A 26525-nucleotide genomic window follows, 5' to 3' on the forward strand; every position below is an offset into this window, starting at 1 on the left:
ACCAGTGTCGAATGCCTATGACGTTCTCATTATCGGCTCCGGCCCCGGCGGCTACATTGCCGCGATCCGTGCAGCCCAGCTGGGCTTCAAGACTGCTATCGTCGAGCGCGAACATCTCGCCGGCATCTGCTCCAACTGGGGTTGCATCCCGACCAAGGCGCTGCTCCGGTCGGCCGAAGTCCTGCATCTCGCCGAACACGCCAAGAATTACGGCCTGACGCTCGAAGGCAAGATCACGCCGGATTTGAAGGCTATCATCGCCCGTTCGCGCGGCATTGCCGAGCGTATGAACGGCGGCGTCGGCTTCCTGATGAAGAAGAACAAGGTCGATATCATCTGGGGTGAGGCAAAGCTCACCAAGCCCGGCGAAGTCGTTGTCTCCAAGATCACCAAGACGATCGTCCAGCCGCAGGCGCCGCTGCCGAAGAACACGCTGGGCGAGGGAACCTACACCGCCAAGCACATCATCGTTGCCACCGGAGCCCGCCCGCGGGCGCTTCCCGGCATCGAGCCGGACGGCAAGCTGATCTGGACCTATTTCGAGGCGATGAATCCGGACGCCATGCCGAAGTCGCTGCTGGTCATGGGATCGGGCGCCATCGGCATCGAGTTCGCCTCCTTCTACCGCACCATGGGCGTCGACGTGACCGTCGTCGAGGTGATGAGCCAGGTGATGCCTGTCGAGGATGCCGAGATTTCGGCCTTCGCCAAGAAGCAGTTCGACAAGCAAGGCATGAAGATCCTGCTGGAGGCCAAGGTCGCCAAGGTCGAAAAGGGTGCCAATTCGATCACCGCCCATGTCGAGAAGAAGGACGGAACGGTCGAGAAGATCACCGCCGACCGGATGATCTCGGCCGTTGGCGTGCAGGCCAATATCGAGAATATCGGGCTTGAAGCGCTCGGCGTGAAGACCGATCGCGGCTTCATCGCCATCGATGGCTACGGCAAGACCAACGTCGCGGGCATTTATGCGATCGGCGACGTGGCGGGCCCGCCGATGCTGGCCCACAAGGCCGAGCACGAAGCCGTCATCTGCGTCGAGAAGATCGCCGGTCTGCCGAATGTCCATCCGATGGACAAGGCCAAGATCCCCGGCTGCACCTATTGCAATCCGCAGGTGGCCTCGGTCGGCCTGACCGAAGCCAAGGCCAAGGCGGAAGGCCGCGACATCCGCGTCGGCCGCTTCCCCTTCGTCGCCAACGGCAAGGCGATCGCGCTCGGCGAGGACCAGGGCATGGTCAAGACGATCTTCGACAAGAAGACTGGTGAACTCCTGGGCGCACATCTGGTCGGAGCGGAAGTGACGGAACTGATTCAGGGGTTTGTCGTGGCGATGAACCTCGAAACCACCGAGGAAGAGCTCATGCACACGATCTTCCCGCATCCGACCATTTCCGAGACGCTGAAGGAAAGCGTGCTCGACGCCTATGGCAGGGCGCTCAACGCCTAAAGGCGAGTTGTGGGGCCGGGTCCCGCCGCCTATATAGGGGTGGAATCTCTCTGAAGCGAAGGATTAGGCAATGGCTGGGTTTGAAATCGGCTGGTTCCTGACCATCATCGTCGGCGGCTTTGCCGGTTGGATGGCGGGCAAGTTCCTGGACATGCGCTACGGCATCTTCATGAACATCATCATCGGCGTTGTCGGCGCGGTGGTGGCCGCCGCCATCTTCCGGCGCTTCGGCATCGTGATCCAGGGCGACTGGCTCGGCTTCCTGCTGACCAGCTTCGTCGGCGCCAGTCTGCTTCTCTACGCCGTGAAACTGCTTCGCCGCTAGCACAGCTTATCAACCACAAAGGGGTGGCATTGCATGTTCGCAGGGCGCATTGGTCGGGTTTCGTTGCTTGCCGCAGGCTTGTTGGGGTTCGTGCCTGTCGCTGCCCTGGCAGACAGTTGCTGGGTGCACAATGGTTCCCTGATGCGCCTGACGGCCGCGGGCAACCAGCGCGCCTTTTACTATGAACATCCGAAGCAGGTCATGCGCGGCGCGGGCGTCATCCACGGCACGCTGCTGTTCAACGGTTCAAACGTCAACGGTCGCTATTCGGGCACGGCGCGGGTCTTCTCAAAATACTGCCCCGGCACGCCGCTCGAATACCATGTTGAAGGCCCGGTAGATCGCGATCAGACCCGTGTGACGCTGCGCGGCAACCGTGAGGTGATGGAGCGATGCCAGCCGACGGGACGCTCGATCACCGACACGTTGGTTTTCACCTACAGCCATCAATGCTAAGAGCGCCTGACAGACGCGGCGCGGAGTAACGACACGTGGTTACCATTCTCGACAAGATCAACGATCCGCAGGCGCGCGTCCGGCATCCGGAAAAGGCGCACAAGCCCGACACCGAGGTAATGCGCAAGCCGGAATGGATCCGCGTCAAGGCGCCGACCTCGAAGGGCTATGCCGAGACGCGTTCGATCGTCAAGGACAACAAGCTCGTCACGGTGTGCGAGGAAGCCGGCTGCCCGAACATCGGCGAGTGCTGGGACAAGAAGCACGCCACCTTCATGATCATGGGCGAGATCTGTACTCGCGCCTGCGCCTTCTGCAATGTCGCGACCGGCAAGCCTAATGCGCTGGACATGGCCGAGCCGGAGAATGTCGCCAAGGCGGTCAAGCAGATGGGGCTTTCCCATGTCGTCATCACCTCGGTCGATCGCGACGATCTGGAAGACGGCGGGGCCGAACATTTCGAGAAGGTGATCTTCGCCATCCGCGCCGCTTCGCCGGAAACGACGATCGAGATTTTGACGCCCGACTTTCTGAAGAAGCCCGGAGCGATCGAGCGCGTGGTCGCCGCCAAGCCCGACGTTTTCAACCACAATCTGGAAACGGTCCCCGGCAACTATCTGACTGTGCGTCCAGGCGCACGCTACTTCCACTCGATCCGCCTGTTGCAGCGGGTCAAGGAACTCGATCCGACCATGTTCACCAAGTCCGGCATCATGGTCGGGCTGGGTGAGGAACGCAACGAAGTGCTGCAGCTGATGGACGACCTGCGCGTCGCCGATGTGGACTTCCTGACGATCGGCCAGTACCTGCAGCCGACCCGCAAGCACCACAAGGTGATGAGCTTCGTCACGCCGGACGAATTCAAGTCCTACGAGACGGTCGCCTATGCCAAGGGCTTCCTGATGGTCTCGGCCAGCCCGTTGACGCGCTCGTCGCATCATGCCGGCGACGATTTCGCTCGTCTCAGGGCCAATCGCGAGAAACTCTGGGCCGTTCGATAGTCGACAGCCCGGGCAAACGACGCTAGTTTGCGCGCCTCAGTTGGACTGATGGAGAATACGTGCATGGCGCTGAAGTTGAAGGACATTCTGCTCTCCCCCTGGTATGCGATCGAGATCCTGACCGGGGAGAAGTCCTTTTCCAACAATCCCATCATTGGCAGTGAGGCGCTCAATCGGCGCGGTCTGCACGTGTGGCGCGTCAAGGCTGCGGCCCGTATGGTCGACTATCGCCGGCGAAAGCTCGAGCATCTCGTGGCGCCGGCCGACCGGCAGGCCTATGCGGAAAATGGTTATATCGAGAAGCGTAACCTGGTGCCGGCGGATCAATTCCGTCGACTGGTGGCCGAAATCGAAGGCCTTCAGGTCCCCGCGCGGGAAATGTATGAGGGCAATGCCGTAACCCGGCGTACGCCACTCACGCCGGAAGTGGTCGCAAAGCTGCCGGCGGTCAAGGCCTTCCTCGAAAGCCCGGAATGGACCAACCTGATCCGTTATATCGGCGGCTTCGATGTGGAGCCGGTGATCAGCGTGCAGACGATCTTCGCCGATGCCTCGCCAAAGGAAAAAGGCAAGGATCCGCAGACCAATCTGCACATGGACACCTTCCACTCGACCGTGAAAGCCTGGTTCTTCCTGCACGATGTCCCCGTCGAGGAAGGGCCGTTCACCTATGTGAAGGGGTCGCACAAGCTGACCCGGCGCCGGCTCGCCTGGCACAAGCGCAAAAGCATCCTTGCCTCGCGCAACCATGGCGGCGGCGCCTTCCGCCTGAGCCCCGACGAGTTGAAATACCTGCATCTGCCCGAGCCGACCGTGTTTTCCGTGCCGGCCAACACGCTGGTGGTCGGCGATACCTTCGGCTTCCACGCGCGCGGCGCGTCGGCCCATCCGTCGATCCGGGTGGAGATCTATGCGTCGCAGAGACCCAACCCCTTCCTGCCGTTCATTCACCTCGACACGGCGGCTCTTCCCTTCGTCAAGGGTCGCAAGCAGGTCATTCCGTGGATATTCGAGGACCTGGGCGTCAAGCTCGGTCTTGCCAAGCGGAAATGGTTCCCGATCGGCAATCCGCGCCCGGGCGAGCCGGTGCCGTCTGCCAAGAGATGAGCGTTTCCAAAGCGTCTAAAATCCTGCCTCGGTGTGGCGAACCTCTTGCCAATCACGAGCTTGGGCATTAGCTCTCGCGCATGCCGCAGTTCGAAACCCGCCGCCCCGTCAAGCATTCTCCCGAACGGATGTACGCTCTCGTCGCCGATGTGGAGCGCTATCCGGAATTCCTGCCGTTGTGCGAGGCGCTGACCGTCCGCTCGCGGCGCGAGCGTGACGGCAAGGAGCTGCTGGTCGCCGACATGACGGTCGGCTACAAGGCGATCCGCGAGACCTTCACCACTCAGGTTCTCCTCAACCCGGCGGACCTCGCCATCGACGTCAAGTATATCGAGGGGCCGTTCCGCTATCTCGACAATCGCTGGCGTTTCGAGATGGCGCGCGACGGTGGCTGCACGGTGCATTTCTTCATCGACTACGAGTTCAAGAACCGTATCCTCGGCGCGCTGATGGGGTCGATGTTCGAACGGGCCTTCCGCATGTTCGCCGAAGCATTCGAAGCCCGCGCCGACAAGATTTACGCAGCCTGAGAGGGGGGCGCCTTCGGTCTCTGCGTCAGGCGATCACTTCCTCAAGCATTTCGAGCGCTGTGCGGACGGTTGCCAGGCGGATTTGGGAGCGACCACCGTCGCCATAGCGCATTTCGCGATGAAGGACGGCACCTGTGCGCGCCTTGGCCGCCAGATGGACCAGGCCGACGGGCTTTTCCGTGCTACCGCCACCGGGACCGGCAATGCCGGTGACCGCAACGGCCACATCGCAAGCCGAGCGGCTCAAGGCACCCTCGGCCATTTCCAGGGCGGTCTGCCGCGAAACCGCACCACAGCGTTCCAGCGTGTCGCCTCTGACATCCAGGAGATCGATCTTAGCCTGGTTGGAATAGGTGATGAAGCCGCGGTCGACGACGGTGGATGAGCCGGCAATCTCGGTGAGCGCGCCTATGATCAGACCGCCTGTGCAGGATTCGGCGGTGGCGAGCGTAAGGCCCCGCGCACAGAAGGCGGAGATGATCCGGGCCGCCATTGCTTCGATGTCGGCCGGATAGAGGCTCATCGTGCATCTCCCGCAAAGACGACGGTTGCCGTGGCGATCGCGGCGATGCCTTCGCGGCGGCCGACGAAGCCGATGGTTTCGTTGGTGGTCGCCTTGACCGAGCAGCGATCGAGCGAAATGGCCAGTACCTCGGCCAGCTTCTCGCGCATGGCCCGGCGGTGCGGACCGATCTTCGGCGCCTCGGCGATCAGCGAGATGTCGGCATTCATGATGGTGCCACCGGCCTTACGGACGATCTTGGCGGCATGTTCGAGGAAGATGCGCGACGGTGCGCCCTTCCACTGCGGATCGGAGGGCGGGAAATGGTCGCCGATGTCGCCGGCGCCGCAGGTGGCCAGCAGCGCATCGGTCAGCGCATGCAGGGCGACATCCGCATCTGAGTGGCCCTTCAGCGCCTGATCGTGCGGGATGAAGATGCCGCAGAGCGTCACGCCGTCGCCGGGCACGAGCTGGTGCACGTCGTATCCGTTCCCGGTTCGCACGTCGGGCAGGGCGGTGCGGGTAAGCTTGGCGTCGGCCATGGCGATGTCCTTCTGCAATGTCAGCTTGACGTTGTCGGGCGAGCCCTCAACGAGACGGACCGCAAGGCCCGCCCATTCGGCAATCGAGGCGTCGTCGGTAAAATCGTCCCGTCCGGACGCTGCGGCCGCCTCGTGGGCCTTCACAATGGCCGGATAGGAAAAGGTCTGGGGCGTCTGGGCCGCATACAGTCCGGCTCGCGGAACGGTCTCGACGACCAGCCCGGCCGCATCGCCCCGCTTCAACGTGTCGGTGACAGGCATGGCGGGCAGGAGGCAGGTGTCGCCGGCCTCGATTCCCGTGGCAATGCGCTCAAGCAGGTCCTCGTCGATGAACGGGCGCACCGCATCGTGGATCATGACATGGGTCACGCCGGCGTTGGACAGCGCCCGAAGCCCCGCTAGTACCGATTGTTGTCGGGTCGCGCCGCCGAAGCAGACAAGGATGTTTTCGCCACCGACCAGATCACTCCGCGCCATTTCAAAAAGTGTCGCATCGTCGGGATGGATCACCGCGACGACCCGGGCCGTCTTCGGCCAGGCGAGGAATCGTGCAAGCGTATGTGTGATCACCGGCTTTCCGCCGATTCGCCGGTATTGTTTGGGGCCCTCGACAGATGAGCCGGCACGTTCGCCCCGTCCCGCGGCGACGATGATGATGCCGATGGCTGTGTTCGTGCATTGCTGCATTGCAGTGTCCGGCCTTGACATGGAAAACTCGTGGGTGTGTCTACCGGCTACCCGATCGATTTTCCAGCATCCGTTCGAATTTAGTTCCAAGCCAAAGGAAATCCCTTGGCAAGGCGTGATTTAATGGCTAAAAATCGAGCATATACCTCGAATGCCTGAAAGATAATCAATTGAGTTCAAGCGCACTGCAGTCACCGTTCGAGATCGGTCCCATCACGATCCGCAATCGCGTGATCCTGGCGCCGATGTCCGGTGTCAGCGATCTGCCGTTCCGGCAGCTCGCCTGGCGTTTCGGCGCGGGTCTGGTGGTGACCGAAATGGTTGCCAGCAAGGAGCTGGTGCACAATGCGGCCGAATCCTGGGCGCGCCTGAAGGGCGCCGGGCTGACGCCGCATATGGTCCAGCTCGCCGGCCGCGAGGCGCACTGGATGGCGGAGGCCGCGCGGATCGCCGAGGCCAATGGCGCCGACATCATCGACATCAACATGGGGTGCCCGGCAAAGAAGGTGATCGGCGGCTATTCCGGTTCGGCGCTGATGCGTGATCCCGATCACGCCCTGTCGCTCGTCGAGGCGACGGTACGGGCCGTCAAGGTTCCTGTGACGCTGAAAATGCGCCTCGGCTGGGACGAGAACTCATTGAACGCGCCGGAGATCGCTGCCCGTGCAGAGGCGGCCGGCGTGCAGATGATCATCGTGCATGGCCGCACCCGCATGCAGTTCTACGAGGGGCGGGCCGACTGGGATGCGATCGCCGCCGTGCGCGACGTAATCTCCGTGCCGCTCGTCGCCAATGGCGATGTCGAGACCCGCGAGGATGCCGAGGAGATCCGCCGCCGTTCGGGCGCCGATGCCGTGATGGTCGGTCGTGCCTGCCAGGGACGGCCGTGGCATGCCGGCTGGATCGCCGGTCATGCCGGACCGCAACCCGACGAGATCGCAGACCTTGCGGCCGGTCACTATGAGGCGATGCTCGGCCACTACGGGGCCGATGTCGGGGTGAGGCACGCACGAAAGCATGTCGGCTGGTATCTGGAGCGCTTCGCGCCGGATGTACCGGCGGCGCAAAAGGCGGAAATCATGAGGTCGAGGGATCCGGCCTTCGTTTCGAAGGCGCTGGCGCGATGCCTGGCGGATGCGGCAATGGATACGGATCGCCGGCGGGAGGCTGCATGACAGAGGACAACCTGGGCAATAGCGTGGCCATGGCGGTGCTGAACGCCATCCAGCATCCGGTCGTCATGGTCGATGCCGATGGCCATATCGTCTTTGCCAACTGGGAGGCCGAGGCCTTCTTCGGGGCAAGCGCCAGCCATCTGGCGCGCTATCGGATCTCCACCTTCATTCCGTTTGGCAGTCCGCTTTTGGCACTGATCGAACAGGTGCGCGAGCGGCGCGCACCGGTCAACGAATATCGCGTCGATCTGAGCTCGCCGCGGCTCGGCCAGGAAAAGCTGGTCGACCTCTATGTCGCCCCCGTGCTCAGCCAGCCGGGAAGCGTCGTCGTGGTGCTGCAGGAACGCTCGATGGCCGACAAGATCGACCGGCAGCTGACGCACCGCACCGCCGCACGCTCGGTGACGGGCCTTGCCTCGATGCTGGCGCACGAGATCAAGAACCCGCTTTCGGGCATTCGCGGCGCCGCCCAGCTACTTGAGACCACGGTACCGGACGAGGACCGGCCGCTGACGCGGCTGATCTGCGACGAGACGGACCGTATCGTCTCGCTGGTCGATCGCATGGAGGTCTTTTCCGACGAGCGGCCGGTCGATCGCATCGCGCTCAACATCCATTCCGTCCTCGACCATGTGAAGGCCATTGCCAAGGCCGGCTTTGCCCGCAATATCCGCATCACCGAGAATTACGACCCGTCGCTGCCTTCGGTCTATGCCAATCGCGACCAGCTCGTGCAGGTCTTCCTCAACCTCATCAAGAATGCCGCCGAAGCGATCGGCGACAAGCCGGACGGCGAGATCCAGCTGACCACCGCCTACCGTCCCGGCATCCGCCTGTCGGTCGCGGGGTCGCGCGAGAAGATATCGCTGCCGCTCGAATTCTGCGTGCATGACAATGGTCCGGGCGTCCCCGCCGACCTGTTGCCGCACCTGTTCGATCCGTTCATCACCACCAAGACCAACGGTTCGGGCCTCGGCCTGGCGCTGGTCGCCAAGATCATCGATGGCCATGGCGGCATTGTCGAATGCGACAGCCAGGCCAACCGCACCACGTTTCGCGTGCTGATGCCCGTCTCCAAGGACAGCGCGCTCGACGATGCCATTCCGGCGAACTCCACAGGAAGCACGCGATGACTGCCACGATCCTTGTCGCTGACGACGACGCCGCCATCCGCACGGTCCTCAACCAGGCGCTGACGCGGGCCGGCTACGATGTCCGCATCACCTCCAACGCGGCGACGCTGTGGCGTTGGATTTCGGCCGGCGAGGGCGACCTGGTGGTCACCGACGTCATCATGCCGGACGAGAACGCCTTCGATCTCCTGCCCCGCATCAAGAAGGCGCGGCCCGACCTTCCGGTCCTGGTGATGAGTGCGCAGAACACCTTCATGACCGCGATCAAGGCGTCGGAGAAGGGGGCCTATGACTACCTGCCGAAGCCGTTCGACCTGACCGAACTGATCGCCATCATCGGCCGCGCCCTCGCCGAGCCGAAGAAGAAGCCGGCCCGCCTCGATGACGATACGCAAGACGGCATGCCGCTGGTCGGCCGCTCGGCTGCCATGCAGGAAATCTACCGGGTGTTGGCGCGCCTGATGCAGACCGACCTGACGCTGATGATCACCGGTGAGTCGGGCACGGGCAAGGAGCTGGTGGCCCGCGCGCTGCACGACTACGGCAAGCGCCGCAACGGGCCCTTCGTTGCGATCAACATGGCGGCGATCCCGCGCGACTTGATTGAATCCGAGCTGTTCGGCCACGAGAAGGGCGCCTTCACCGGGGCGCAGACCCGCTCGACCGGGCGCTTCGAACAGGCCGAGGGCGGCACCTTGTTCCTCGACGAGATCGGCGACATGCCGATGGATGCCCAGACGCGGCTGCTGCGCGTGCTGCAGCAAGGCGAATACACGACGGTCGGGGGGCGCACGCCGATCCGTACCGACGTGCGCATCGTGGCTGCGACCAACAAGGATCTCAAGCAGTCGATCAACCAGGGCTTGTTCCGCGAAGACCTCTACTATCGCCTCAACGTCGTGCCGCTCCGGCTGCCGCCGCTGCGCGACCGGGCCGAGGATATTCCGGATCTCGTGCGCCATTTTACCCAGCAGGGCGAAAAGGAGGGGCTGGACCCCAAGCGTTTCGACAACGAGGCACTGGACGTGCTCAAGGGCTATTCCTGGCCGGGCAATGTGCGCGAGCTGGAGAACGTGGTGCGCCGGCTGATGGCGCTCTATCCGCAGGATGTCATCTCGCGTGAGATCGTCGAGCAGGAATTGCGCTCCGACATTTCCGACAGTCCGATCGCCAAGGCCGGTACATCTGCCGGACCGATGACGATCGCACAGGCGGTCGAGGAGAATATGCGGAGCTATTTCGCCGGGTTCGGCGATTCCCTGCCGCCGTCCGGCCTCTATGAGCGGGTGCTGACCGAAGTGGAATATCCGCTCATTCTGGCGGCGCTCACGGCAACCCGCGGCAACCAGATCAAGGCGGCCGACCTGCTCGGGCTCAATCGCAATACGCTGCGCAAGAAAATCCGCGAACTGGGCGTGTCGGTTTACCGCAGCTCCCGCTCCGCTTGACAAGCCGGCGAGGCCCGTTGCATTTTCGCCACAATGCGTTGCTCAATGGACACGAAGCCGTGGCTCCACGGTCATCTTCGTCTGCGCGAACCGGGGAATAACTCGTCATGCGCAGAGCGCGGGAGTTCTTGTTAATGATCAGGCAAATGGCCGAATCCGTTGCGGATACCGATCCCGCTTTGGCGCAGGATCGGCGGGCCTCCTTTGCCTTGCCGGGCCTGGCGCTCGCGGGCGGCGCCTTGGCCTGCGCCAGCTTCACGCTGCCCGTCCTGCTCGGCCTGACGCCCATCGAGCCGACGTCGAACGTGCTGATAGCCTCGGCGATCATCAACTCGCTGTTCATCGTCGGCCTGATGTTCCTCATCGGCCGGGAAGTGACCCGGCTCGTCAGGGCGCGCACCAAGGGGCGTGCCGCCGCACGGCTCCATGTGCGCATCGTCGTCTTGTTTTCGATCGTCGCGATCACGCCGGCGATTCTCGTTGCGATCTTTGCCAGTATCACGCTGAATGTCGGGCTCGACCGATGGTTCTCGATCCGCACCCAGTCGATCGTCTCCTCGTCGATGAACATCGCCCAGGCCTACATGATGGAGAATGCCAGCTATCTCCAGGGCCAGACCGTGTCGATGGCGAACGACCTGGAGCGCAACCGGGCGCTCTATTATCTCGACCGTACCGGCTTTGTCGAACTGCTCACCCGCCAGGCCAAGGGCCGCGGACTGCTCGGCGCCTTTCTCGTGCGTCAGGACGGTTCGGCGATAAACCAGGCCGATATCGCCACCGACAAGCCGCTACCGGCAATCCCGAAGGATGCGCTGGAGAGCGCGGCGGCCGGCCAGCCGACCCTCATCCCGCCGGGAGTGACCAATCTCGTCGGCGCCATCATCAAGCTCGATTCGATCTCCGGGACGTTCCTCTACACAATCCGCGCGGTCGATCCGAAGGTCATGGCCGCCATGCGGCTGATGGAAGAGAACACCGCCGAATACAAGGCGATGGAAGCCGGACGGACGACGCTGCAGATCGCCTTTGCCGTGCTTTATCTGGGGTTCGCCCTGATCGTGCTGCTGGCGGCGATCTGGACCGCGATTGCGGTCGCGGACCGGATCGTCAGGCCGATTCGCCTGCTGATCGGGGCGGCCGACAGCATTGCATCCGGCAATTGGAACGTCATCGTTCCGGTGCGCGTCGCCGATGGCGATGTCGGAAGCCTGTCGCGGACCTTCAACAAGATGATCTCGCAGATCCGCACCCAGCGCGACGAGATCCTCGAGGCCAAGGACGAAGTCGATGACCGGCGCCGGTTCATCGAGGCGGTCTTGTCCGGGGTAACGGCCGCCGTCATCGGTGTCGAGGATGACGGGGTGATCACCATCGTCAATCCGTCGGCGGAGTATTTCCTCGCCGTGCCGGCCGAAGAGCTGATCGGCAAGAAGCTCAACCTTGTGGCGCCGGAAGTCGACCGCGTGCTGGCCGAAGCCACCGTGCGCCATCGCGGCGAGTATCGCGAGCAGATCAATCTCGTTCGGGGCGGCAAGGAACGGACCCTGACCGTGCAGGTAACGCGGGAGGAGACGCGCGGATCGGCCGATTCCTACGTTATCACGCTCGACGACATCACCGACCTGGTGATCGCCCAGCGGTCGACGGCCTGGGCCGATGTCGCGCGCCGCATCGCCCACGAGATCAAGAACCCGCTGACACCGATCCAGCTTTCCGCCGAGCGGCTGAAACGCCGCTACGGCAAGCAGATCGCCGAGGACGACAGGGCGGTCTTCGACCAGTGCACGGACACGATCGTGCGGCAGGTCGAGGATATCGGCCGGATGGTCGACGAATTCTCCGCCTTCGCCCGCATGCCCAAGCCGGCAAAGCAGCGTTCCGACCTGCGCGACATTCTGCGTGACGCGGTGTTCCTGCGCGAAATGGGCAATCACGATATCCGCTTCGAGCGGCAGTTCGGAGACGAACCGCTGGAGGGCAGCTTCGATGCGCGCATGCTCGGCCAGGCGGTCGGCAACCTCATCAAGAACGCCGCGGAATCGATCGAAGCCGTGCCGCGGGAGGAATTGGGCGAGGGCGGCAAGGTGCTGGTCCGCTCGTCGTTCGACCACGAACACGACCGCTTCGTGGTCGATGTGATCGACAATGGCCGGGGCTTGCCGGTGGAAAATCGCCACCGCATCCTCGAGCCGTACATGACGATGCGCGACAAGGGCACGGGGCTCGGCCTCGCCATCGTGAAGAAGATTATCGAAGAACATGGCGGCCAGCTCGAGCTGCACGATGCACCGGCGGAGTTCGACCGGGGCAGGGGCGCGATGATTCGCATCATCCTGCCGCGCATCGAAGGCCAGGACAGCATGGAATTCGAAAGCAACAGGGAATTGGTCCATGGCCTCTGACATTCTGGTAGTCGACGACGAGGAGGATATCCGCGAGATCGTCTCGGGGATTCTCAGCGACGAGGGACATGAAACGCGCACCGCGCATGACGCAGACAGTGCGCTCGCCGCCATTTCCGACCGCGCGCCGCGTCTGGTCTTCCTCGACATCTGGATGCAGGGCAGCCGGCTCGACGGTCTGTCCCTGCTCGACGAGATCAAGAGCCGCCACCCGGACCTGCCTGTGGTGATGATCTCCGGCCACGGCAATGTCGAGACCGCGGTCTCGGCCATCAAGCGTGGTGCCTTCGACTTCATCGAAAAGCCGTTCAAGGCCGATCGGCTGATCCTGATCGCCGAACGTGCGCTGGAAAACTCCAAGTTGAAGCGCGAAGTCACGGAGCTGAAAAAGCGCACCGGCGATGCGGCCGAGCTGATCGGCACGTCGGTCGCGGTATCGCAGCTGCGCCAGTCCATCGAGAAGATAGCCCCGACCAATAGCCGCATCATGATCTTCGGACCGTCCGGTTCCGGCAAGGAACTGGTCGCCCGCATGATCCACAAGCGTTCGGCCCGGGCGGGCGGGCCGTTCGTGGCGCTCAATGCCGCGACAATCACGCCCGAGCGCATGGAGGTTGCGCTGTTCGGCACCGAGGGCACGCCCGGCCAGCCGCGCCGCATCGGCGCTCTGGAGGAGGCGCATCGCGGCATACTCTATCTCGATGAGATCGGCGAAATGCCGCGCGAGACGCAGAACAAGATCCTACGCGTGCTGGTCGAGCAGCAATTCGAGCGGGTCGGCGGCTCAAAACGGGTCAAGGTCGATGTCCGGATCATCTCGTCCTCGGCCTACAATCTTGAGAGCCTGATTGCCGAAGGCCGTTTCCGCGAGGATCTGTTCCATCGTCTCGCCGTCGTGCCGGTCAAGGTGCCGGCGCTCGCCGAGCGGCGCGAGGACATCCCCTTCCTGGTCGACACGTTCATACGCCAGATCTCCGAGCAGGCGGGTATCCGCGCCCGCAAGATCGGCGATGACGCGATGGCGGTGCTCCAGGCCAATGACTGGCCGGGAAATATCCGGCAATTGCGCAACAACATTGAGCGGCTGATGATCCTGGCGCAGAGCGACAATGCCGAGACGCACATCACCGCCGAGATGCTGCCGCAGGACCTGTCCGACATGCTGCCGAAGATTTCGGCGCGCAACGACACGCACATCATGACGCTGCCGTTGCGTGAAGCGCGCGAAATGTTCGAGCGGGACTACCTGATCGCGCAGATCAACCGCTTCGGCGGCAACATTTCCCGCACGGCGGAATTTGTCGGCATGGAACGCTCCGCACTCCATCGCAAACTCAAATCGCTTGGCGTATAACGGGCAGCGGGATGCTGGCCGGGCGTCCCCGCATCCGGATCATTCTCTGAAAGAGCACTCATGAAAGTCATCATCTGCGGGGCGGGACAGGTCGGCTACGGTATCGCGGAGCGTCTGTCCCAGGAGGACAACGATGTGTCGGTGATCGACACGTCCGCCTCGCTCGTGACCCACATTACAGAAACGCTGGACGTGCGCGGCTATGTCGGCCATGGCGCCCATCCGGACATGCTCGCCAAGGCAGGTGCCGATCAGGCGGACATGATCATCGCGGTCACGCTCTACGACGAGGTCAATATCGTCGCCTGCGAAGTGGCGCACGCGCTCTTTTCCGTGCCGACCAAGATCGCCCGTATTCGCGCGCAGAACTACCTGCGGCCTGAATATGCCGACCTGTTCAGCCGGCAGAACATGTCGATCGACGTGACGATCTCGCCGGAAATCGAGGTCGGCAAGATGGTGCTGCGGCGCATTTCCTTTCCCGGCGCGACCGACATCGTGCGTTTTGCCGACGATCACATCACCATGGTGGCGATCGAGTGCATGGAGGACTGCCCGGTCGTCAACACGCCGCTGCAACAGCTGAGCCAGCTCTTTCCCGACCTGATGGCGACGGTCACCGCGATCTATCGCAACGGCCGCCTCCAGGTCGCGCGCTCGACCGACCAGTTGCTGGTCGGAGACCTTGCCTATGTCATCTGCCAGCGGGATCATACCCGCCGCACGCTCGGCCTGTTCGGCCACGAGGAGCAGGAGGCCGGCCGGCTGGTGATCGCCGGCGCCGGCAATATCGGCTATTACGTCGCCCGGGCGATCGAGGATGTGCAGCCGAAGACCAAGGTGAAGCTGATCGAGCGGGATGCGGAACGGGCCGTGATGGTATCGGACCAGCTCAGCAATACGATCGTGCTGCATGGATCGGCGCTCGACCAGCACATGCTGCAGCAGGCCGACATCCAGGATGCCGACCTGATGGTGACGCTGACGAACAGTGATCAGACCAACATCCTGAGCGCGGCCATGGCCAAGCGGATGGGTTGCAAGTCGGGCATGGCGCTGATCAACGATCCGAGCTTCCAGGATCTCACCCAGGGGATCGGGATCGACCACCATATCAATCCGCGCGCGGTGACCATCTCGCGCGTTCTCCAGCATGTGCGCAAGGGCCGCATCCGCTCGGTTTATGCCGTGCAGAAGGGCAAGGCCGAGGTGATCGAGGCCGAGGCGCTGGAGACCTCGCCGCTGGTCGGCGTTGCCTTCCGCGACATGCACCTGCCGCCAGGCATCCGGATCGGCGCGATCTATCGCGACGGCGCGGTGCTGCGGCCGAATGGCGATCTGAAGATCAAGGCCAAGGACCGGGTGGTGCTGTTTGCCAAGGCCGATGCGGTGAGGGATGTCGAGCAGATGTTCCGCGTCTCGATCCAGTACTTCTAAGAACCGAACCGCGCGGGGCGAATATGCCGAGAATTGCCTATGTGAATGGCCGTTACCTGCCGCACCGCGATGCGGGCGTGCATATCGAGGATCGCGGCTACCAGTTTGCCGACGGCGTCTACGAGGTCTGCGAGATCCGTCACGGGATGATCGTCGATCTTTCGCGCCATCTCGACCGGCTCGATCGTTCGCTTTCCGAGATCCGCATCTCGTCGCCCATGTCGCGCGCCGCGCTGGTGGGGGTTATCCGCGAAGTGGCGCGGCGCAACAGGGTGAATAACGGCCTGTTCTACCTGCAGGTCACTCGTGGCGAAGCGCGGCGCGACCATGTGTTTCCCGCAGCCGATACGGCACCGTCACTCGTCATTACCGCCAAGAGCACCGATCCGAAGATCATCGCGGCGAAGAACACGAACGGTATCAAGGCGATCACGGTCGCTGACAATCGCTGGGACCGGGTCGACATCAAGACGGTCGGGCTTTTGCCCAATGTTCTGGCCCGGCAGGCGGCGAAGGAGTCCGGCGCGCAAGAGGCGATCTATGTCGATACGCGGGGCATGGTGACGGAAGGGGCGGCGACCAATGTGTGGATCGTCGATCGCGAGGGCAATCTCGTGACCCGTCCGGCCGAGCACGGCATCCTGCGCGGCATCACCCGCACGACGCTGAAGGATGTGGCGCAAAGCCTCTCCATTCCGGTGGTCGAGCGCGAATTCTCCCGCGAGGAGATGCTCGCCTCCCGCGAAGTGTTCATCACGGCGGCCACCAGCATTTGTTTTCCGGTCGTCGAGATCGACGGAATCACCATCGGCAATGGCCATCCCGGCACGTTTGCGGAGAAAATCCGGACCGCTTTTTTCGACATTGCGGAAAAGACGGCGATTTGATACCAACTTCCAGATAAAGGGCTTGCAAGGGATAATCCCTACCTTTCTGATAAGCCTGAACAATAATTAAACCGGCACATATTGCCGGCAAGAAAGAAAGAAGCGGCGCCATGGCGGAACGTTCTCAGAACCTGCAGGATCTATTTCTCAATACCGTTCGCAAGCAGAAGATTTCGCTGACGATCTTCCTGATCAACGGCGTGAAGCTCACGGGCGTGGTCACGTCCTTCGATAACTTCTGCGTCCTGCTGCGCCGCGACGGCCATTCGCAGCTCGTCTACAAGCACGCCATCTCGACCATCATGCCGGGTCAGCCGATGCAGATGTTCGAAAGCGAAGAGACCTCTTCGTCACAGGATTGAAGCCATAACCACCCGAGACACGAAAAACGATTCGATCATCCCGGAGGACGAAAAGCCCCGGGATGACATGTGTGCCGTCGTCATTGTTCCGGTCCTCAAGCAGGGGCGCAATGCGGCGCCCGCTGCCGGTTCCGACATTGTCGTCGCGCCGAGCCGGTCGAATGAAGCCCGGCTGGAAGAGGCGATGGGTCTTGCCCGCGCAATCGACCTGACGATCGGCGAAGGCCTGATCGTGCCGGTCAACCAGCCGCGCCCGGCCACCCTGCTCGGCAGCGGCAAGATCGCCGAGATCGGCGAAAAGCTCGACCAGCACAATGCCGGCCTCGTCATCGTCGACCATCCGCTGACGCCGGTGCAGCAGCGCAATCTCGAGAAGGAATGGAACGCCAAGGTCATCGACCGGACGGGCCTGATTCTCGAAATCTTCGGTCGCCGCGCCTCCACCAAGGAAGGCACGCTGCAGGTCGAGCTCGCCCATCTCAACTACCAGAAGGGCCGTCTGGTGCGCTCCTGGACCCACCTTGAACGCCAGCGCGGTGGTGCAGGCTTCATGGGCGGTCCGGGCGAAACCCAGATCGAGGCCGACCGCCGGATGCTGCAGGACAAGATCATCAAGCTGGAGCGCGAGCTCGAGCAGGTAGTCCGCACCCGCCAGCTGCATCGCGCCAAGCGCCGCAAGGTGCCGCATCCGATCGTGGCGCTGGTCGGCTATACCAATGCCGGCAAGTCGACGCTGTTCAACCGGATCACCGGGGCAGGGGTGCTGGCCGAGGACATGCTGTTTGCCACGCTCGACCCGACGCTGCGGCGGATGAAGCTGCCGCATGGCCGAACCGTCATTCTGTCCGACACCGTCGGCTTCATCTCCGACCTGCCGACGCATCTGGTCGCCGCCTTCCGTGCGACGCTGGAAGAGGTGCTGGAGGCCGACCTCATCCTGCATGTGCGCGACATGTCCGATCCGGACAATGCCGCGCAGGCGGGTGACGTTCTACGCATCCTCTCCGACCTCGGGATCGACGACAAGGAGAAGTCCGAGCGCATCATCGAGATCTGGAACAAGATCGACCGGCTGGAGCCGGAGATGCACGACGCGCTCTTGCAGAAGGCGGAGACCCGCGAGAACGTCATGACCGTCTCGGCGATCACCGGCGAGGGCGTCGACCGTCTGCTCGATGTCATCTCGCAGCGCCTGTCCGGCGTTCTCACCGAAACGACGATCGTCATCCCGGCCGACAAGCAGGCCTTGATTTCCTGGGCCTACGAGAACGCCGTTGTCGACGGGCGCGAGGACCACGAGGACGGCTCGGTCAGCCTCGACGTGCGTCTGACCGCCCGCCAGGCCGACGAACTGGACCGCAAGCTGGGCAGCGGGCAGAAGGCGGAGAAGGAAGACTGGGAGCGGTAGGGCCCGACGGGTGTCGCTTCCGGCGTCTGCCTCTGCCCGCCTTCGGCCTGGCGCCTGCCACTGCAATGTCGACAGCGGTCCCCCGCTTGGTTAAGCTGTGCCAAACACTCAAGGGCAGTCGCGATGTCAGACGCGCAGCACAAGCTCGACACTTTCTTTCAAGGTCAGGATCGATGGCAGGCCGAGCTGGTCGCCCTGCGGCAGATTCTGCTCGGCTGCGGTTTGAACGAGGAGTTCAAGTGGAGCTCGCCCTGCTACACGATCAACAGCGGCAATGTCGCGATCCTCTGGGGCTTTAAGGACAATGCGACCCTGGGCTTCTTCAAGGGTGTGCTCTTGAAGGACGAGCGGAACCTGCTCGTGGCGCCCGGCGACAATTCCCGTTCGTCACGCGTCTTGAAGTTCACCGACCTTGGGCAGATCACAGAAATGGAGCCGCTCATCCGGTCCTATGTGCTTGAGGCGATGGAGCTCGAAAAGGCGGGCGCCAGAGTCGATCTTGCGAAGGACGACATCGTCTATCCCGAAGAACTGATTGCCGCGATGGAGGCGGATCCGTACTTGCAGGAGGCCTTCGAGTCGCTGACGCCCGGACGCCGCCGCGGCTATGCCCTCTATTTCGCCCAGCCCAAGCAGACTGCGACCCGAGCGGCCCGGATTGATAAGATGCGTGCCAGGATTGTCGCCGGCAAGGGACTGCACGACCGGTGAAGCCGGCCTTATCTCCCACCATTGTCACGTGACGGCCTTCTTTGGCTGACGGGTACAGGAGGGCCCGCGGTCTGAACGCGATCACGGCCCGTTGGATCTTGACTCCAGACGCTTCGCCTCCTGCCAAAGCGCTTCCATCCGCTCCAAGGTGGCGGCCTGAAGCGTTTCACCATTCGCTTCAAGAGTCTTCTCTATGTATCCGAACCGCCTACGGAATTTCGTATTCGTTCCGCGTAGTGCCTGCTCCGGATCAGCCTTCACATGGCGGCCGATATTGGCGAGCGCGAAGATCAGGTCGCCGAGTTCGTCGGCGATCTTGTTTGCCTCTCCGGCCCTCAGCGCCTCGCGCAGTTCGCCGATCTCTTCCTCGATCTTGTCGAGGATCGGTTCGGCCTCCGACCAGTCGAACCCGACCTTCGCTGCCTGTTCCTGGAGCTTCAAGGCTTCGGTTAGCGCCGGGAAACTGCGCTGCACCGAGCCGAGGAAGCCGGCCTTCGGATCGTCGGGCATGGGCTTGCCCGAAGCGCTCGCACGGGCGGCGTGGCGTTCGGCGCGTTCCTGCTTCTCCTGCCGCTTGATCTCGTCCCATTGCAGTTTGACGGCGTCCGGGGTCGCCGCGTCCGACACGGCGAACACGTGCGGGTGGCGGCGGATCATCTTCCTGGTGATGGCCTCGACCACGTCGCCGAAGGCAAACAGGCCCGCCTCCTCGGCGATGCGGGCGTGGAACACCACCTGAAGCAACAGGTCGCCGAGTTCGTCGCACAGATCGTCCGGATCGTTGCGTTCGATCGCGTCGGCCACCTCATAGGCCTCTTCGATGGTGTAGGGCTTGATCGTCTCGAAGGTCTGCACCACGTCCCAGGGGCAGCCGGTTTCAGGCGCGCGCAGGGCCGCCATGATGTCGAGCAGGCGGGAAATGTCCTTGGAGGGTTCCATGCGGGTCTCTGTGCTGGACGCTCAGTTGAGCGGAATGTCGTTGTCGGATTTGCCGGACTGATATTGTTGCGAGAGCCGGTCATAGACGGCGCGGATACGCTTCGACTGGGCCACGAGCCGTTCGGCATCGTCGTCGACCGCGACCAGGTCGGCGATGGCATAGCAATTCCAGAAGGCGTTGGCCTTGCGATAGCCGCCCGGCTCGAGACCGAAGACCTCTTTCAGGATCTTCAGGTCGTGCGGGATGGCGAAAGCGTCGCGGCTGTCCTCATGGCTGAAGAAATAGTAGAAATTGTCGAAGCCGGCCCAGGTGATCGCCGACATGCACATGGTGCAGGGCTCATGCGTCGACAGGAAGATCAGGTCCTTGGTCGCCGGCCGTTCGCCCAGTTCGTAGAAGCGCTTCAGCGTGTGGACCTCGCCGTGCCAGAGCGGGTTTTCCAGCTCGTTGTTGGTTTCGGCCAATACCAGCGACAGGTCGGATTTCCTGATGATCGCCGCGCCGAACACCTTGTTGCCGGCCGCGACACCTTTTTCGGTTAGCGGCAGGATGTCGTGTTCGATGACGTCGAGCAGGCGGCGGGTGATGTCGGCGGCGGTCAAGGCGTTCTCCAGGCTGGATGCCGCCCGATCCTATCGGCGGGCCATGGCCGGCGGAAGGCGCAATTTTCGTCCGCGACGCTGTTATCCCGTGCGATTTGTTGCGCTGCCGCGACCGGCAAATGCGCCCCGGTGATATTTGCTCTATTCCCGCGAAAGCCTAGCAAAGAAATATCCTTCTCCGAAGCCCGACGGATTTCTGTTTCTTCATTCCCTTGGCGAATGCGGGGATAAATGGGCAGTCTTCCACAACGCGGAATCGGGCATGGGCGTGAGCGAACAGCGACTTTCGGTATTTCCGGCCTTCTTCAAGGTTGCGGACGCCGTTGCCGTGGTGTTCGGCAACGGTCCGGAGGCCTTTGCCAAGACCCGCCTGCTGCGCAACACCCAGGCGCGGATCGTCGCCTATGCCGAAGCGCCGGATGCCGATTATGCCGCCTATCTGGTGGAGAACAACGTCGAAACAGTCGCCCGCAGCTTTGCCCCATCCCAGGTCGAAGACGCGGTTCTGGTGTTCGCCGCCACCGGCGATGCGGAGCTGGATCGCTCCATCGTCCAGGCTGCCCGCGGCCGCCGCATCCCGGCCAATGCCGTCGATCAACCGGATTTCTGCGATTTCTACACGCCGGCACTGGTCAACCGTGCGCCGATCGCCGTTGCCATCGGAACGGAAGGGGCGGGCCCGGTGCTTGCCCAGATGATCCGCGCCGACATCGACCGGCTGCTGCCGCGGACCCTCGGTAATCTGGCCCAACTGGCCAACAGCTATCGGAGCGCGGTCGACCGTCTGCTGCCGCGCGGCCTGGCCCGCCGGATGTTCTGGCGCTCCTTCTTCAAGGGACAGGTTGCCGATGCCGTCGCCTCCGGAGACATCAGTGATGCCCGCCGCCGCGCCACGCGCCTGCTCAAGGACGCCGTGAACGAGAAGGCCGAAGGCCGCATCTTCCTGGTCGGCGCCGGGCCGGGCGCGGAAGACCTTTTGACGCTTCGCGCCCACCGGCTGCTGATGGAATGCGACGTGATCGTGCATGACGCGCTGGTGCCGCAGGCCGTGATCGACATGGGCCGTCGCGACGCGACCCGCATTCCGGTCGGCAAGCGCAAGGGCTGCCACTCGAAGTCGCAAGACGAGATCAACGAGCTCCTGGTCGAACTCGGCCGCGAGGGCAAGCGCGTAGTGCGGCTGAAATCCGGCGACCCGCTGGTCTTCGGCCGCGCCGGCGAAGAGATGGCGGCGCTGCGCGAGGCGGGCGTCGCCTACGAGGTCGTGCCGGGCATCACCTCGGCGCTGGCCGCCGCCGCCGATTTCGAGCTGCCGCTGACGCTGCGCGGTGTCGCATCCTCACTGGTCTTCACCACCGGCCACGACCTCCATGGCGAGACCCTGCCGGACTGGGCGCGGCTGGCGCTCTCGGGCGCCACGGTCGCCGTCTACATGGGCCGCAGCAATGCCGCCTCCGTCGCCTCCCGCCTGATGGCGTCCGGGCTTTCCGAAGACACGACCGTCGCCGTCGTGGAAAATGCCGGTCGCAGCGACAGCCGCCTCATGCACGGCACGCTGGCCGAGCTGCCGGCGCTCGAGGCGCGCGACGAACTCAAAGGCCCGGTGATGGTGATCATCGGCGATGCCGTCGCCGGCGGCAATTTTACCCGTTCCGAACCGCTGCGCGGCACGATCGCCAGCCTTGCCGCTTTCGAGAGGACCTGACATGGCAGACAAGGTACTGACCGCAAATCGCCTGGGTGACGGCATCGCTGTCTGGCTCGACGTCAACGGCCAATGGACCGAACGGCTGCAGGACGCCTTCGTCGCCCGCCATGCCGAGGCGGTTGCCGCGATCGAGGATGCCGGCCGCAGGGCCGTTGCCAGCAACCTGGTCCTCGACGTCAACGTCATCGAGGTCGAGGAGAAGGGCGGTCTGCTGCGGCCCTTGCGCCTTCGCGAACGCATCCGCGCCGAGGGGCCGACCATCGCCTATGCCGACGGCCATGGCTTCGCCAATCCCGAATTCATTGCCGCCTGAGGAATTTCATGTACCGCTATGATGAATTCGACCACGCCTTCGTCTCTGCCCGTGTCGAGCAGTTTCGCGACCTGGTGACCCGGCGTTTGTCCGGCGAGATCGCCGAGGACGCGTTTCGGCCGCTGCGCCTGATGAACGGCGTCTATTTGCAGCTGCACGCCTACATGCTGCGGGTCGCCATTCCCTATGGCACGCTGAATTCGAAGCAGATGCGCATGCTCGCCCATATCGCCCGTCGCTACGACCGGGGCTACGGCCATTTCACCACCCGCCAGAACATCCAGTACAACTGGCCGAAGCTGTCGGACACGCCGGACATCCTCAAAGAATTGGCAAGCGTCGAGATGCACGCGATCCAGACCTCGGGCAACTGCATCCGCAACGTGACGGCCGACCATTTCGCCGGCGCCGCCGCCGACGAGGTCGCCGATCCGCGGCCCTATGCGGAAATCCTGCGCCAGTGGTCTTCCGTCCATCCGGAATTCTCCTTCCTGCCGCGCAAGTTCAAGATCGCCGTCACCGGCGCGCCGCGCGATCGTGCCGCGATCCAGGTGCACGACATCGGCCTGCATCTGAAGAGGAACGACGCCGGCGAGCTGGGCTTTGCCGTCTATGTCGGCGGCGGGCAGGGGCGTACGCCGCTCGTTGCCAAGCTGATCCGCGACTTCCTGCCGGAAGAGGACCTGCTGACCTATGTGACGGCGATCGTGCGCGTCTACAACCTGCACGGCCGGCGAGACAACAAGTACAAGGCCCGGATCAAGATCCTCGTGCACGAGACCGGCGTCGAGGAAGTGACGCGCCAGGTCGAGGCCGAGTTCCAGCAGATCCGCGAGAGCGAACTGAAGCTGCCGGAAGGCGACATCCGCGCGATAGAGACCTATTTCGCACCGCCGGCTCTGCCCGACCGCGCCGATGGCTGGGAAGCCCTTGCCCGCGCCAAGAAGGCCGACGGGGCCTTTGCCGCCTGGGCCGCCCAGAACGTGCAGCCGCATCGTCATCCGGACTACGGCATGGTGACGATCTCGCTGAAGCCCATCGGCGGCACGCCGGGCGATGCCAGCGACGTGCAGATGGAAGTGGTCGCCGACGTCGCCGAACGGCTGGCCTTCGACGAGATCCGCGTCAGCCACGAGCAGAACCTGATCCTGCCGCATGTGGCGCTCGGCGATCTCTATGCCGTCTACCAGGCGCTGGAGGCGTCCGGCCTTGCCACCGCCAATGCCGGGCTGATCACCGACATCATCGCCTGCCCGGGGCTCGACTATTGCGCGCTGGCCAATGCCCGCTCGATCCCGGTCGCGCAGGAAATCTCGACGTGCTTCGGATCGCCCGAGCGCCAGGCCGAGATCGGCGAGCTGAAGATCAAGATCTCCGGCTGCATCAATGCCTGCGGCCATCACCATGTCGGCCATATCGGCCTGCTGGGAGTCGAGAAGAAGGGCGCCGAGCTTTACCAGATCACGCTTGGCGGCTCGGGCGACGAGAACACTTCGATCGGCGAGATCATCGGCCGCGGCTTCGAGCCGGAGCGTGTGACTGATGCCATCGAAACGATCGTCGACACCTATCTCGGCCTGCGCCTCGAACCGAAGGAGACCTTCATCGACGCCTATCGCCGCGTCGGTCCGAAACCCTTCAAGGAAGCCCTTTACGGCCAGACGGCCGAGGCGGCCTGAGAAATGGACAAGATGACCAAGATCTGGAACGCGGGCGGTTTCGTCGACAATGACCCCTGGGTGATCGAAACGGACGAGGTAAAAGCTGGCGAGGGCGCGCGCCCCATCATCGGATTGGACGCTTTCCTTGAACTTGCCGAGCACAGCAACGAGAGCGGCTTCGGCGTAATCGTCGGGCCTGCCGACGATGTGACACGGCTCGAACCCCATCTCGACCGCATCGCGCTGGTGGCGATCGCCTTTCCCGCGTTCAACGACGGGCGCGGTTTCAGCCATGCAACGCTGCTTCGCCAACGGCTGGGCTACCAGGGTGAGGTCCGGGCCGTCGGCGACGTGCTGATCGACCCGATCCCGCTGATGCTGCGCACCGGCTTCACCAGCTTTGCCGTATCAAACCCGACCGCGCTTGTCCGATTGGCCGAGAACCGCCTGCCGGGGATCGCCCAACGCTACCAGCCCACGGCCGTCGCCTCGGCGGTGGCGGGTGGTTTCAGCTGGCGTCGGATCGGTGGCACAGGTGCCTAGAGCATCGCAAAATTGTAATCTAACAGCCCCTTCTTGACGGAGGTCAAGGAAAGCGCCGTCTCTCTGTTGCATCGGGGAGGGGACAAAAGCCCGAACGCGGCGAATTGCCGACTTTGTCGGTCGCCCAAGTTGCGGTATAGGGCAGCGAGCGAAGTCAGACAGGCGACCATAGGAACCAAAGACGCATGAATGCTCCCGTCAAAACCGAGAATGCGGAACTGATCGTCCCGGAAGGCGTCTACGCCGAGATCGTGCTCAGCGTGACCCATTATACCGACCGCCTGTTTCGCTTCCGCATGACACGGCCCGCAGGCTTCCGCTTCCGCTCGGGCGAATTTGCCATGATCGGCCTGATGGTCGAGGGAAAGCCGATTTACCGCGCCTATTCGATCGCCAGCCCGTCCTGGGACGAGGAACTGGAATTCTTCTCGATCAAGGTGCCGGATGGCCCGTTGACCCAGCACCTGCAGAAGATAAAGCCCGGTGACAAGGTGCTGATGCGCAAGAAACCGACCGGCACGCTGGTCCTCGATGCCCTCACTCCGGGCAAGCGCCTCTACATGTTTTCGACCGGCACCGGCATCGCGCCGTTTGCCAGCCTGATCCGCGATCCGGAAACCTATGAGAAGTTCGAGGAGGTCATCCTCACCCATACATGCCGTGAGGTGGCCGAGCTTCAATACGGTTTCGACCTGGTCGACGAAATCCGGAACCATGAATTCCTGGCCGAACTCGTCGGCGACAAGCTGAAACACTACGCAACCGTGACCCGCGAGGACTATCCGTTCCAGGGGCGCATCACCGACCTGATGGAGAGCGGCAAGCTCTACGCCGATCTCGGCGTGCCGCCGCTCGACCCCGCGGTGGACCGCGGCATGATCTGCGGCTCGACCGCGATGCTGAAGGACACCAAGGCCTTGCTCGAAAAGGCAGGCCTTACCGAGGGCGCCAACAACAAGCCGGCAGAATTCGTCATCGAGCGCGCCTTCGTCGGCTGAACCTTCGAGATTGAGATCAGACGTGCGCCCGGGGATTGCTCCGGGCGTTTCGCGTTCAAGCGAACTGCGCGACCTTTCAGGCTTTGCTGAGGTACCCGATCAGAGCCGCCATCGCCGCCTCGGCCTCCTTGCCATTGCCCTGCTGGATCGCGCGGATAACTGCGACGTGAAGCGAGACAGAGCGATCCATCTTGGCCACGGTTGCGCCGGCATACCACATGCGACGCGAATGGGACTGTAGCGGCGCGAGGGCCGAAATCAGGAACCGGTTGAGACAGGCCTGTTCAATGATCTCGTCGAACTCCTTGTCGGCGGCGAGAAATGCGTCGAAATCACCGGTGGTCGCCGCGGCGGTCATCGCCTGGGCACAATCGAGCAGGTGGGCACGCTTTTCCGGATCGGCATTCTCCGCCGCAAGTCTTGCCAGCAGCGGTTCGAGCTTGAGGCGGACGGCCATGATGGACTGGTGGTCGTCCGGCTGGATTTCCGCGATCTGCAGCCCGACGCGGGGACGCACCACCACGAGGCCCTGCCATTCGAGCTTCTGGATCGCCTCGCGGACCGGCGTCCGTCCGAAGCCGGACAGTTCGATCAGCTGCCGCTCGTTGACCAGTGCGCCGGGTTTCAGCTTCAGCGTCACGATCAGCCGTTCCAGGGCGAGGTAGGCGAGATGGCTCTGGGAGCCGAGGGTCGCGGTCATTGAAGCCTCCACTGATATATCACACTGTGCCATGTCGCATTTGGAAAGACAAGGTGCGGTGATATATCAGGGCGGTATCGGAGGGGCACCTCGCGCCGAGGACGGTCCTTCGCAGGTGACGGCCCGCCGGCCCGCCGGAC

General features: G+C 63.3%; 26 protein-coding genes. 21 read left to right on the forward strand and 5 right to left on the reverse strand.

The window, feature by feature from the left end; genetic code table 11:
- Positions 1-4: 4 nt before the first annotated feature.
- The 6 genes from lpdA (at position 5) to RHIZ70P_RS05580 (ending at position 4869) form a co-directional block, all read left to right on the forward strand.
- Positions 5-1450 (forward strand): dihydrolipoyl dehydrogenase, encoded by a 1446-nt coding sequence (lpdA, locus tag RHIZ70P_RS05555; RefSeq protein ID WP_115669385.1) that lies wholly within the window; start codon positions 5-7, stop codon positions 1448-1450.
- Positions 1451-1520: 70 nt separating this feature from the next.
- Positions 1521-1775, forward strand: a complete 255-nt coding sequence (locus tag RHIZ70P_RS05560; RefSeq protein WP_115669386.1) for a GlsB/YeaQ/YmgE family stress response membrane protein — start codon at positions 1521-1523, stop codon at positions 1773-1775.
- A gap of 33 nt (positions 1776-1808) precedes the next feature.
- The gene (locus tag RHIZ70P_RS05565) at positions 1809-2231 is read left to right on the forward strand and encodes a hypothetical protein (RefSeq protein WP_210209731.1); all 423 of its coding nucleotides are present in this window, start codon (positions 1809-1811) and stop codon (positions 2229-2231) included.
- Between the two features lie 35 nt (positions 2232-2266).
- A complete protein-coding gene (gene lipA, locus RHIZ70P_RS05570; protein ID WP_115669387.1) occupies positions 2267-3232 on the forward strand; it encodes a lipoyl synthase in 966 nt (321 codons plus the stop codon).
- 63 nt (positions 3233-3295) lie between these two features.
- Positions 3296-4339, forward strand: coding sequence for a phytanoyl-CoA dioxygenase family protein (locus RHIZ70P_RS05575; protein ID WP_115669388.1), 1044 nt, complete (start codon positions 3296-3298; stop codon positions 4337-4339).
- Positions 4340-4419: 80 nt separating this feature from the next.
- On the forward strand, positions 4420-4869 hold the full coding sequence (locus RHIZ70P_RS05580) for a type II toxin-antitoxin system RatA family toxin (RefSeq protein WP_115669389.1): 450 nt from the start codon (positions 4420-4422) through the stop codon (positions 4867-4869).
- A 25-nt stretch (positions 4870-4894) separates the two neighbouring features.
- On the opposite strand, the gene RHIZ70P_RS05585 is transcribed toward RHIZ70P_RS05580, so the two are convergent.
- Together RHIZ70P_RS05585 and RHIZ70P_RS05590 are read right to left on the reverse strand one after the other, a co-directional pair.
- Positions 4895-5392: a CinA family protein gene (locus tag RHIZ70P_RS05585; RefSeq protein ID WP_115669390.1), complete on the reverse strand. Its 498-nt coding sequence runs from the start codon at positions 5390-5392 to the stop codon at positions 4895-4897.
- Positions 5389-6600 carry a bifunctional 2-C-methyl-D-erythritol 4-phosphate cytidylyltransferase/2-C-methyl-D-erythritol 2,4-cyclodiphosphate synthase gene (locus RHIZ70P_RS05590; protein WP_115669391.1) on the reverse strand — a complete coding sequence of 404 codons (1212 nt, stop codon included), beginning with the start codon at positions 6598-6600 and terminating at the stop codon, positions 5389-5391. Before RHIZ70P_RS05590 ends, RHIZ70P_RS05585 begins: the two co-directional genes overlap by 4 nt.
- 170 nt (positions 6601-6770) lie before the next feature.
- On the opposite strand from RHIZ70P_RS05590, the gene dusB reads away from it, so the two are divergent.
- From dusB to RHIZ70P_RS05640, 10 genes are all read left to right on the forward strand, one after another.
- Positions 6771-7775, forward strand: coding sequence for a tRNA dihydrouridine synthase DusB (gene dusB, locus RHIZ70P_RS05595; protein WP_115669392.1), 1005 nt, complete (start codon positions 6771-6773; stop codon positions 7773-7775).
- Positions 7772-8908: a two-component system sensor histidine kinase NtrB gene (locus tag RHIZ70P_RS05600; RefSeq protein WP_115669393.1), complete on the forward strand. Its 1137-nt coding sequence runs from the start codon at positions 7772-7774 to the stop codon at positions 8906-8908. The genes dusB and RHIZ70P_RS05600 overlap by 4 nt, the downstream gene beginning before the upstream one ends.
- Positions 8905-10356 carry a nitrogen regulation protein NR(I) gene (ntrC, locus tag RHIZ70P_RS05605; protein WP_115669394.1) on the forward strand — a complete coding sequence of 484 codons (1452 nt, stop codon included), beginning with the start codon at positions 8905-8907 and terminating at the stop codon, positions 10354-10356. Before RHIZ70P_RS05600 ends, ntrC begins: the two co-directional genes overlap by 4 nt.
- A 146-nt stretch (positions 10357-10502) precedes the next feature.
- The gene (locus RHIZ70P_RS05610) at positions 10503-12761 is read left to right on the forward strand and encodes a PAS domain-containing sensor histidine kinase (protein WP_328588176.1); all 2259 of its coding nucleotides are present in this window, start codon (positions 10503-10505) and stop codon (positions 12759-12761) included.
- Positions 12751-14115 (forward strand): sigma-54-dependent transcriptional regulator, encoded by a 1365-nt coding sequence (locus RHIZ70P_RS05615; protein WP_115669396.1) that lies wholly within the window; start codon positions 12751-12753, stop codon positions 14113-14115. The genes RHIZ70P_RS05610 and RHIZ70P_RS05615 overlap by 11 nt, the downstream gene beginning before the upstream one ends.
- 60 nt (positions 14116-14175) lie before the next feature.
- The gene (trkA, locus tag RHIZ70P_RS05620) at positions 14176-15552 is read left to right on the forward strand and encodes a Trk system potassium transporter TrkA (RefSeq protein WP_115669397.1); all 1377 of its coding nucleotides are present in this window, start codon (positions 14176-14178) and stop codon (positions 15550-15552) included.
- A 23-nt stretch (positions 15553-15575) separates the two neighbouring features.
- A complete protein-coding gene (locus RHIZ70P_RS05625; RefSeq protein WP_115669398.1) occupies positions 15576-16439 on the forward strand; it encodes a D-amino-acid transaminase in 864 nt (287 codons plus the stop codon).
- A gap of 110 nt (positions 16440-16549) precedes the next feature.
- Positions 16550-16801 carry an RNA chaperone Hfq gene (hfq, locus tag RHIZ70P_RS05630; RefSeq protein ID WP_028735264.1) on the forward strand — a complete coding sequence of 84 codons (252 nt, stop codon included), beginning with the start codon at positions 16550-16552 and terminating at the stop codon, positions 16799-16801.
- The gene (gene hflX, locus RHIZ70P_RS05635) at positions 16797-18209 is read left to right on the forward strand and encodes a GTPase HflX (RefSeq protein WP_115669399.1); all 1413 of its coding nucleotides are present in this window, start codon (positions 16797-16799) and stop codon (positions 18207-18209) included. The genes hfq and hflX overlap by 5 nt, the downstream gene beginning before the upstream one ends.
- A 123-nt stretch (positions 18210-18332) precedes the next feature.
- Positions 18333-18920, forward strand: a complete 588-nt coding sequence (locus RHIZ70P_RS05640; RefSeq protein ID WP_115669400.1) for a YdeI/OmpD-associated family protein — start codon at positions 18333-18335, stop codon at positions 18918-18920.
- A gap of 81 nt (positions 18921-19001) precedes the next feature.
- On the opposite strand, the gene mazG is transcribed toward RHIZ70P_RS05640, so the two are convergent.
- On the reverse strand, positions 19002-19859 hold the full coding sequence (gene mazG / locus RHIZ70P_RS05645) for a nucleoside triphosphate pyrophosphohydrolase (RefSeq protein ID WP_115669401.1): 858 nt from the start codon (positions 19857-19859) through the stop codon (positions 19002-19004).
- Positions 19860-19880: 21 nt separating this feature from the next.
- Complete coding sequence (locus RHIZ70P_RS05650; protein ID WP_115669402.1) at positions 19881-20462, reverse strand: deaminase; 582 nt, start codon at positions 20460-20462, stop codon at positions 19881-19883.
- A 262-nt stretch (positions 20463-20724) separates the two neighbouring features.
- On the opposite strand from RHIZ70P_RS05650, the gene cysG reads away from it, so the two are divergent.
- The 5 genes from cysG (at position 20725) to RHIZ70P_RS05675 (ending at position 25685) form a co-directional block, all read left to right on the forward strand.
- Positions 20725-22167 carry a siroheme synthase CysG gene (gene cysG / locus RHIZ70P_RS05655; protein ID WP_115669403.1) on the forward strand — a complete coding sequence of 481 codons (1443 nt, stop codon included), beginning with the start codon at positions 20725-20727 and terminating at the stop codon, positions 22165-22167.
- Between the two features lies 1 nt (position 22168).
- Complete coding sequence (locus tag RHIZ70P_RS05660; RefSeq protein ID WP_115669404.1) at positions 22169-22483, forward strand: DUF2849 domain-containing protein; 315 nt, start codon at positions 22169-22171, stop codon at positions 22481-22483.
- Between the two features lie 8 nt (positions 22484-22491).
- Complete coding sequence (locus RHIZ70P_RS05665) at positions 22492-24162, forward strand: nitrite/sulfite reductase (protein WP_115669405.1); 1671 nt, start codon at positions 22492-22494, stop codon at positions 24160-24162.
- 12 nt (positions 24163-24174) lie between these two features.
- Positions 24175-24687 (forward strand): DUF934 domain-containing protein, encoded by a 513-nt coding sequence (locus RHIZ70P_RS05670; protein ID WP_115669529.1) that lies wholly within the window; start codon positions 24175-24177, stop codon positions 24685-24687.
- A gap of 185 nt (positions 24688-24872) precedes the next feature.
- Positions 24873-25685: a ferredoxin--NADP reductase gene (locus tag RHIZ70P_RS05675; RefSeq protein WP_115669406.1), complete on the forward strand. Its 813-nt coding sequence runs from the start codon at positions 24873-24875 to the stop codon at positions 25683-25685.
- Between the two features lie 76 nt (positions 25686-25761).
- On the opposite strand, the gene RHIZ70P_RS05680 is transcribed toward RHIZ70P_RS05675, so the two are convergent.
- Positions 25762-26385 (reverse strand): GntR family transcriptional regulator, encoded by a 624-nt coding sequence (locus tag RHIZ70P_RS05680; protein WP_115669407.1) that lies wholly within the window; start codon positions 26383-26385, stop codon positions 25762-25764.
- Between the last annotated feature and the right edge of the window lie 140 nt (positions 26386-26525).

Source organism: Paenirhizobium selenitireducens ATCC BAA-1503 (assembly GCF_900492185.1).
Classification (GTDB): domain Bacteria; phylum Pseudomonadota; class Alphaproteobacteria; order Rhizobiales; family Rhizobiaceae; genus Allorhizobium; species Allorhizobium selenitireducens_A.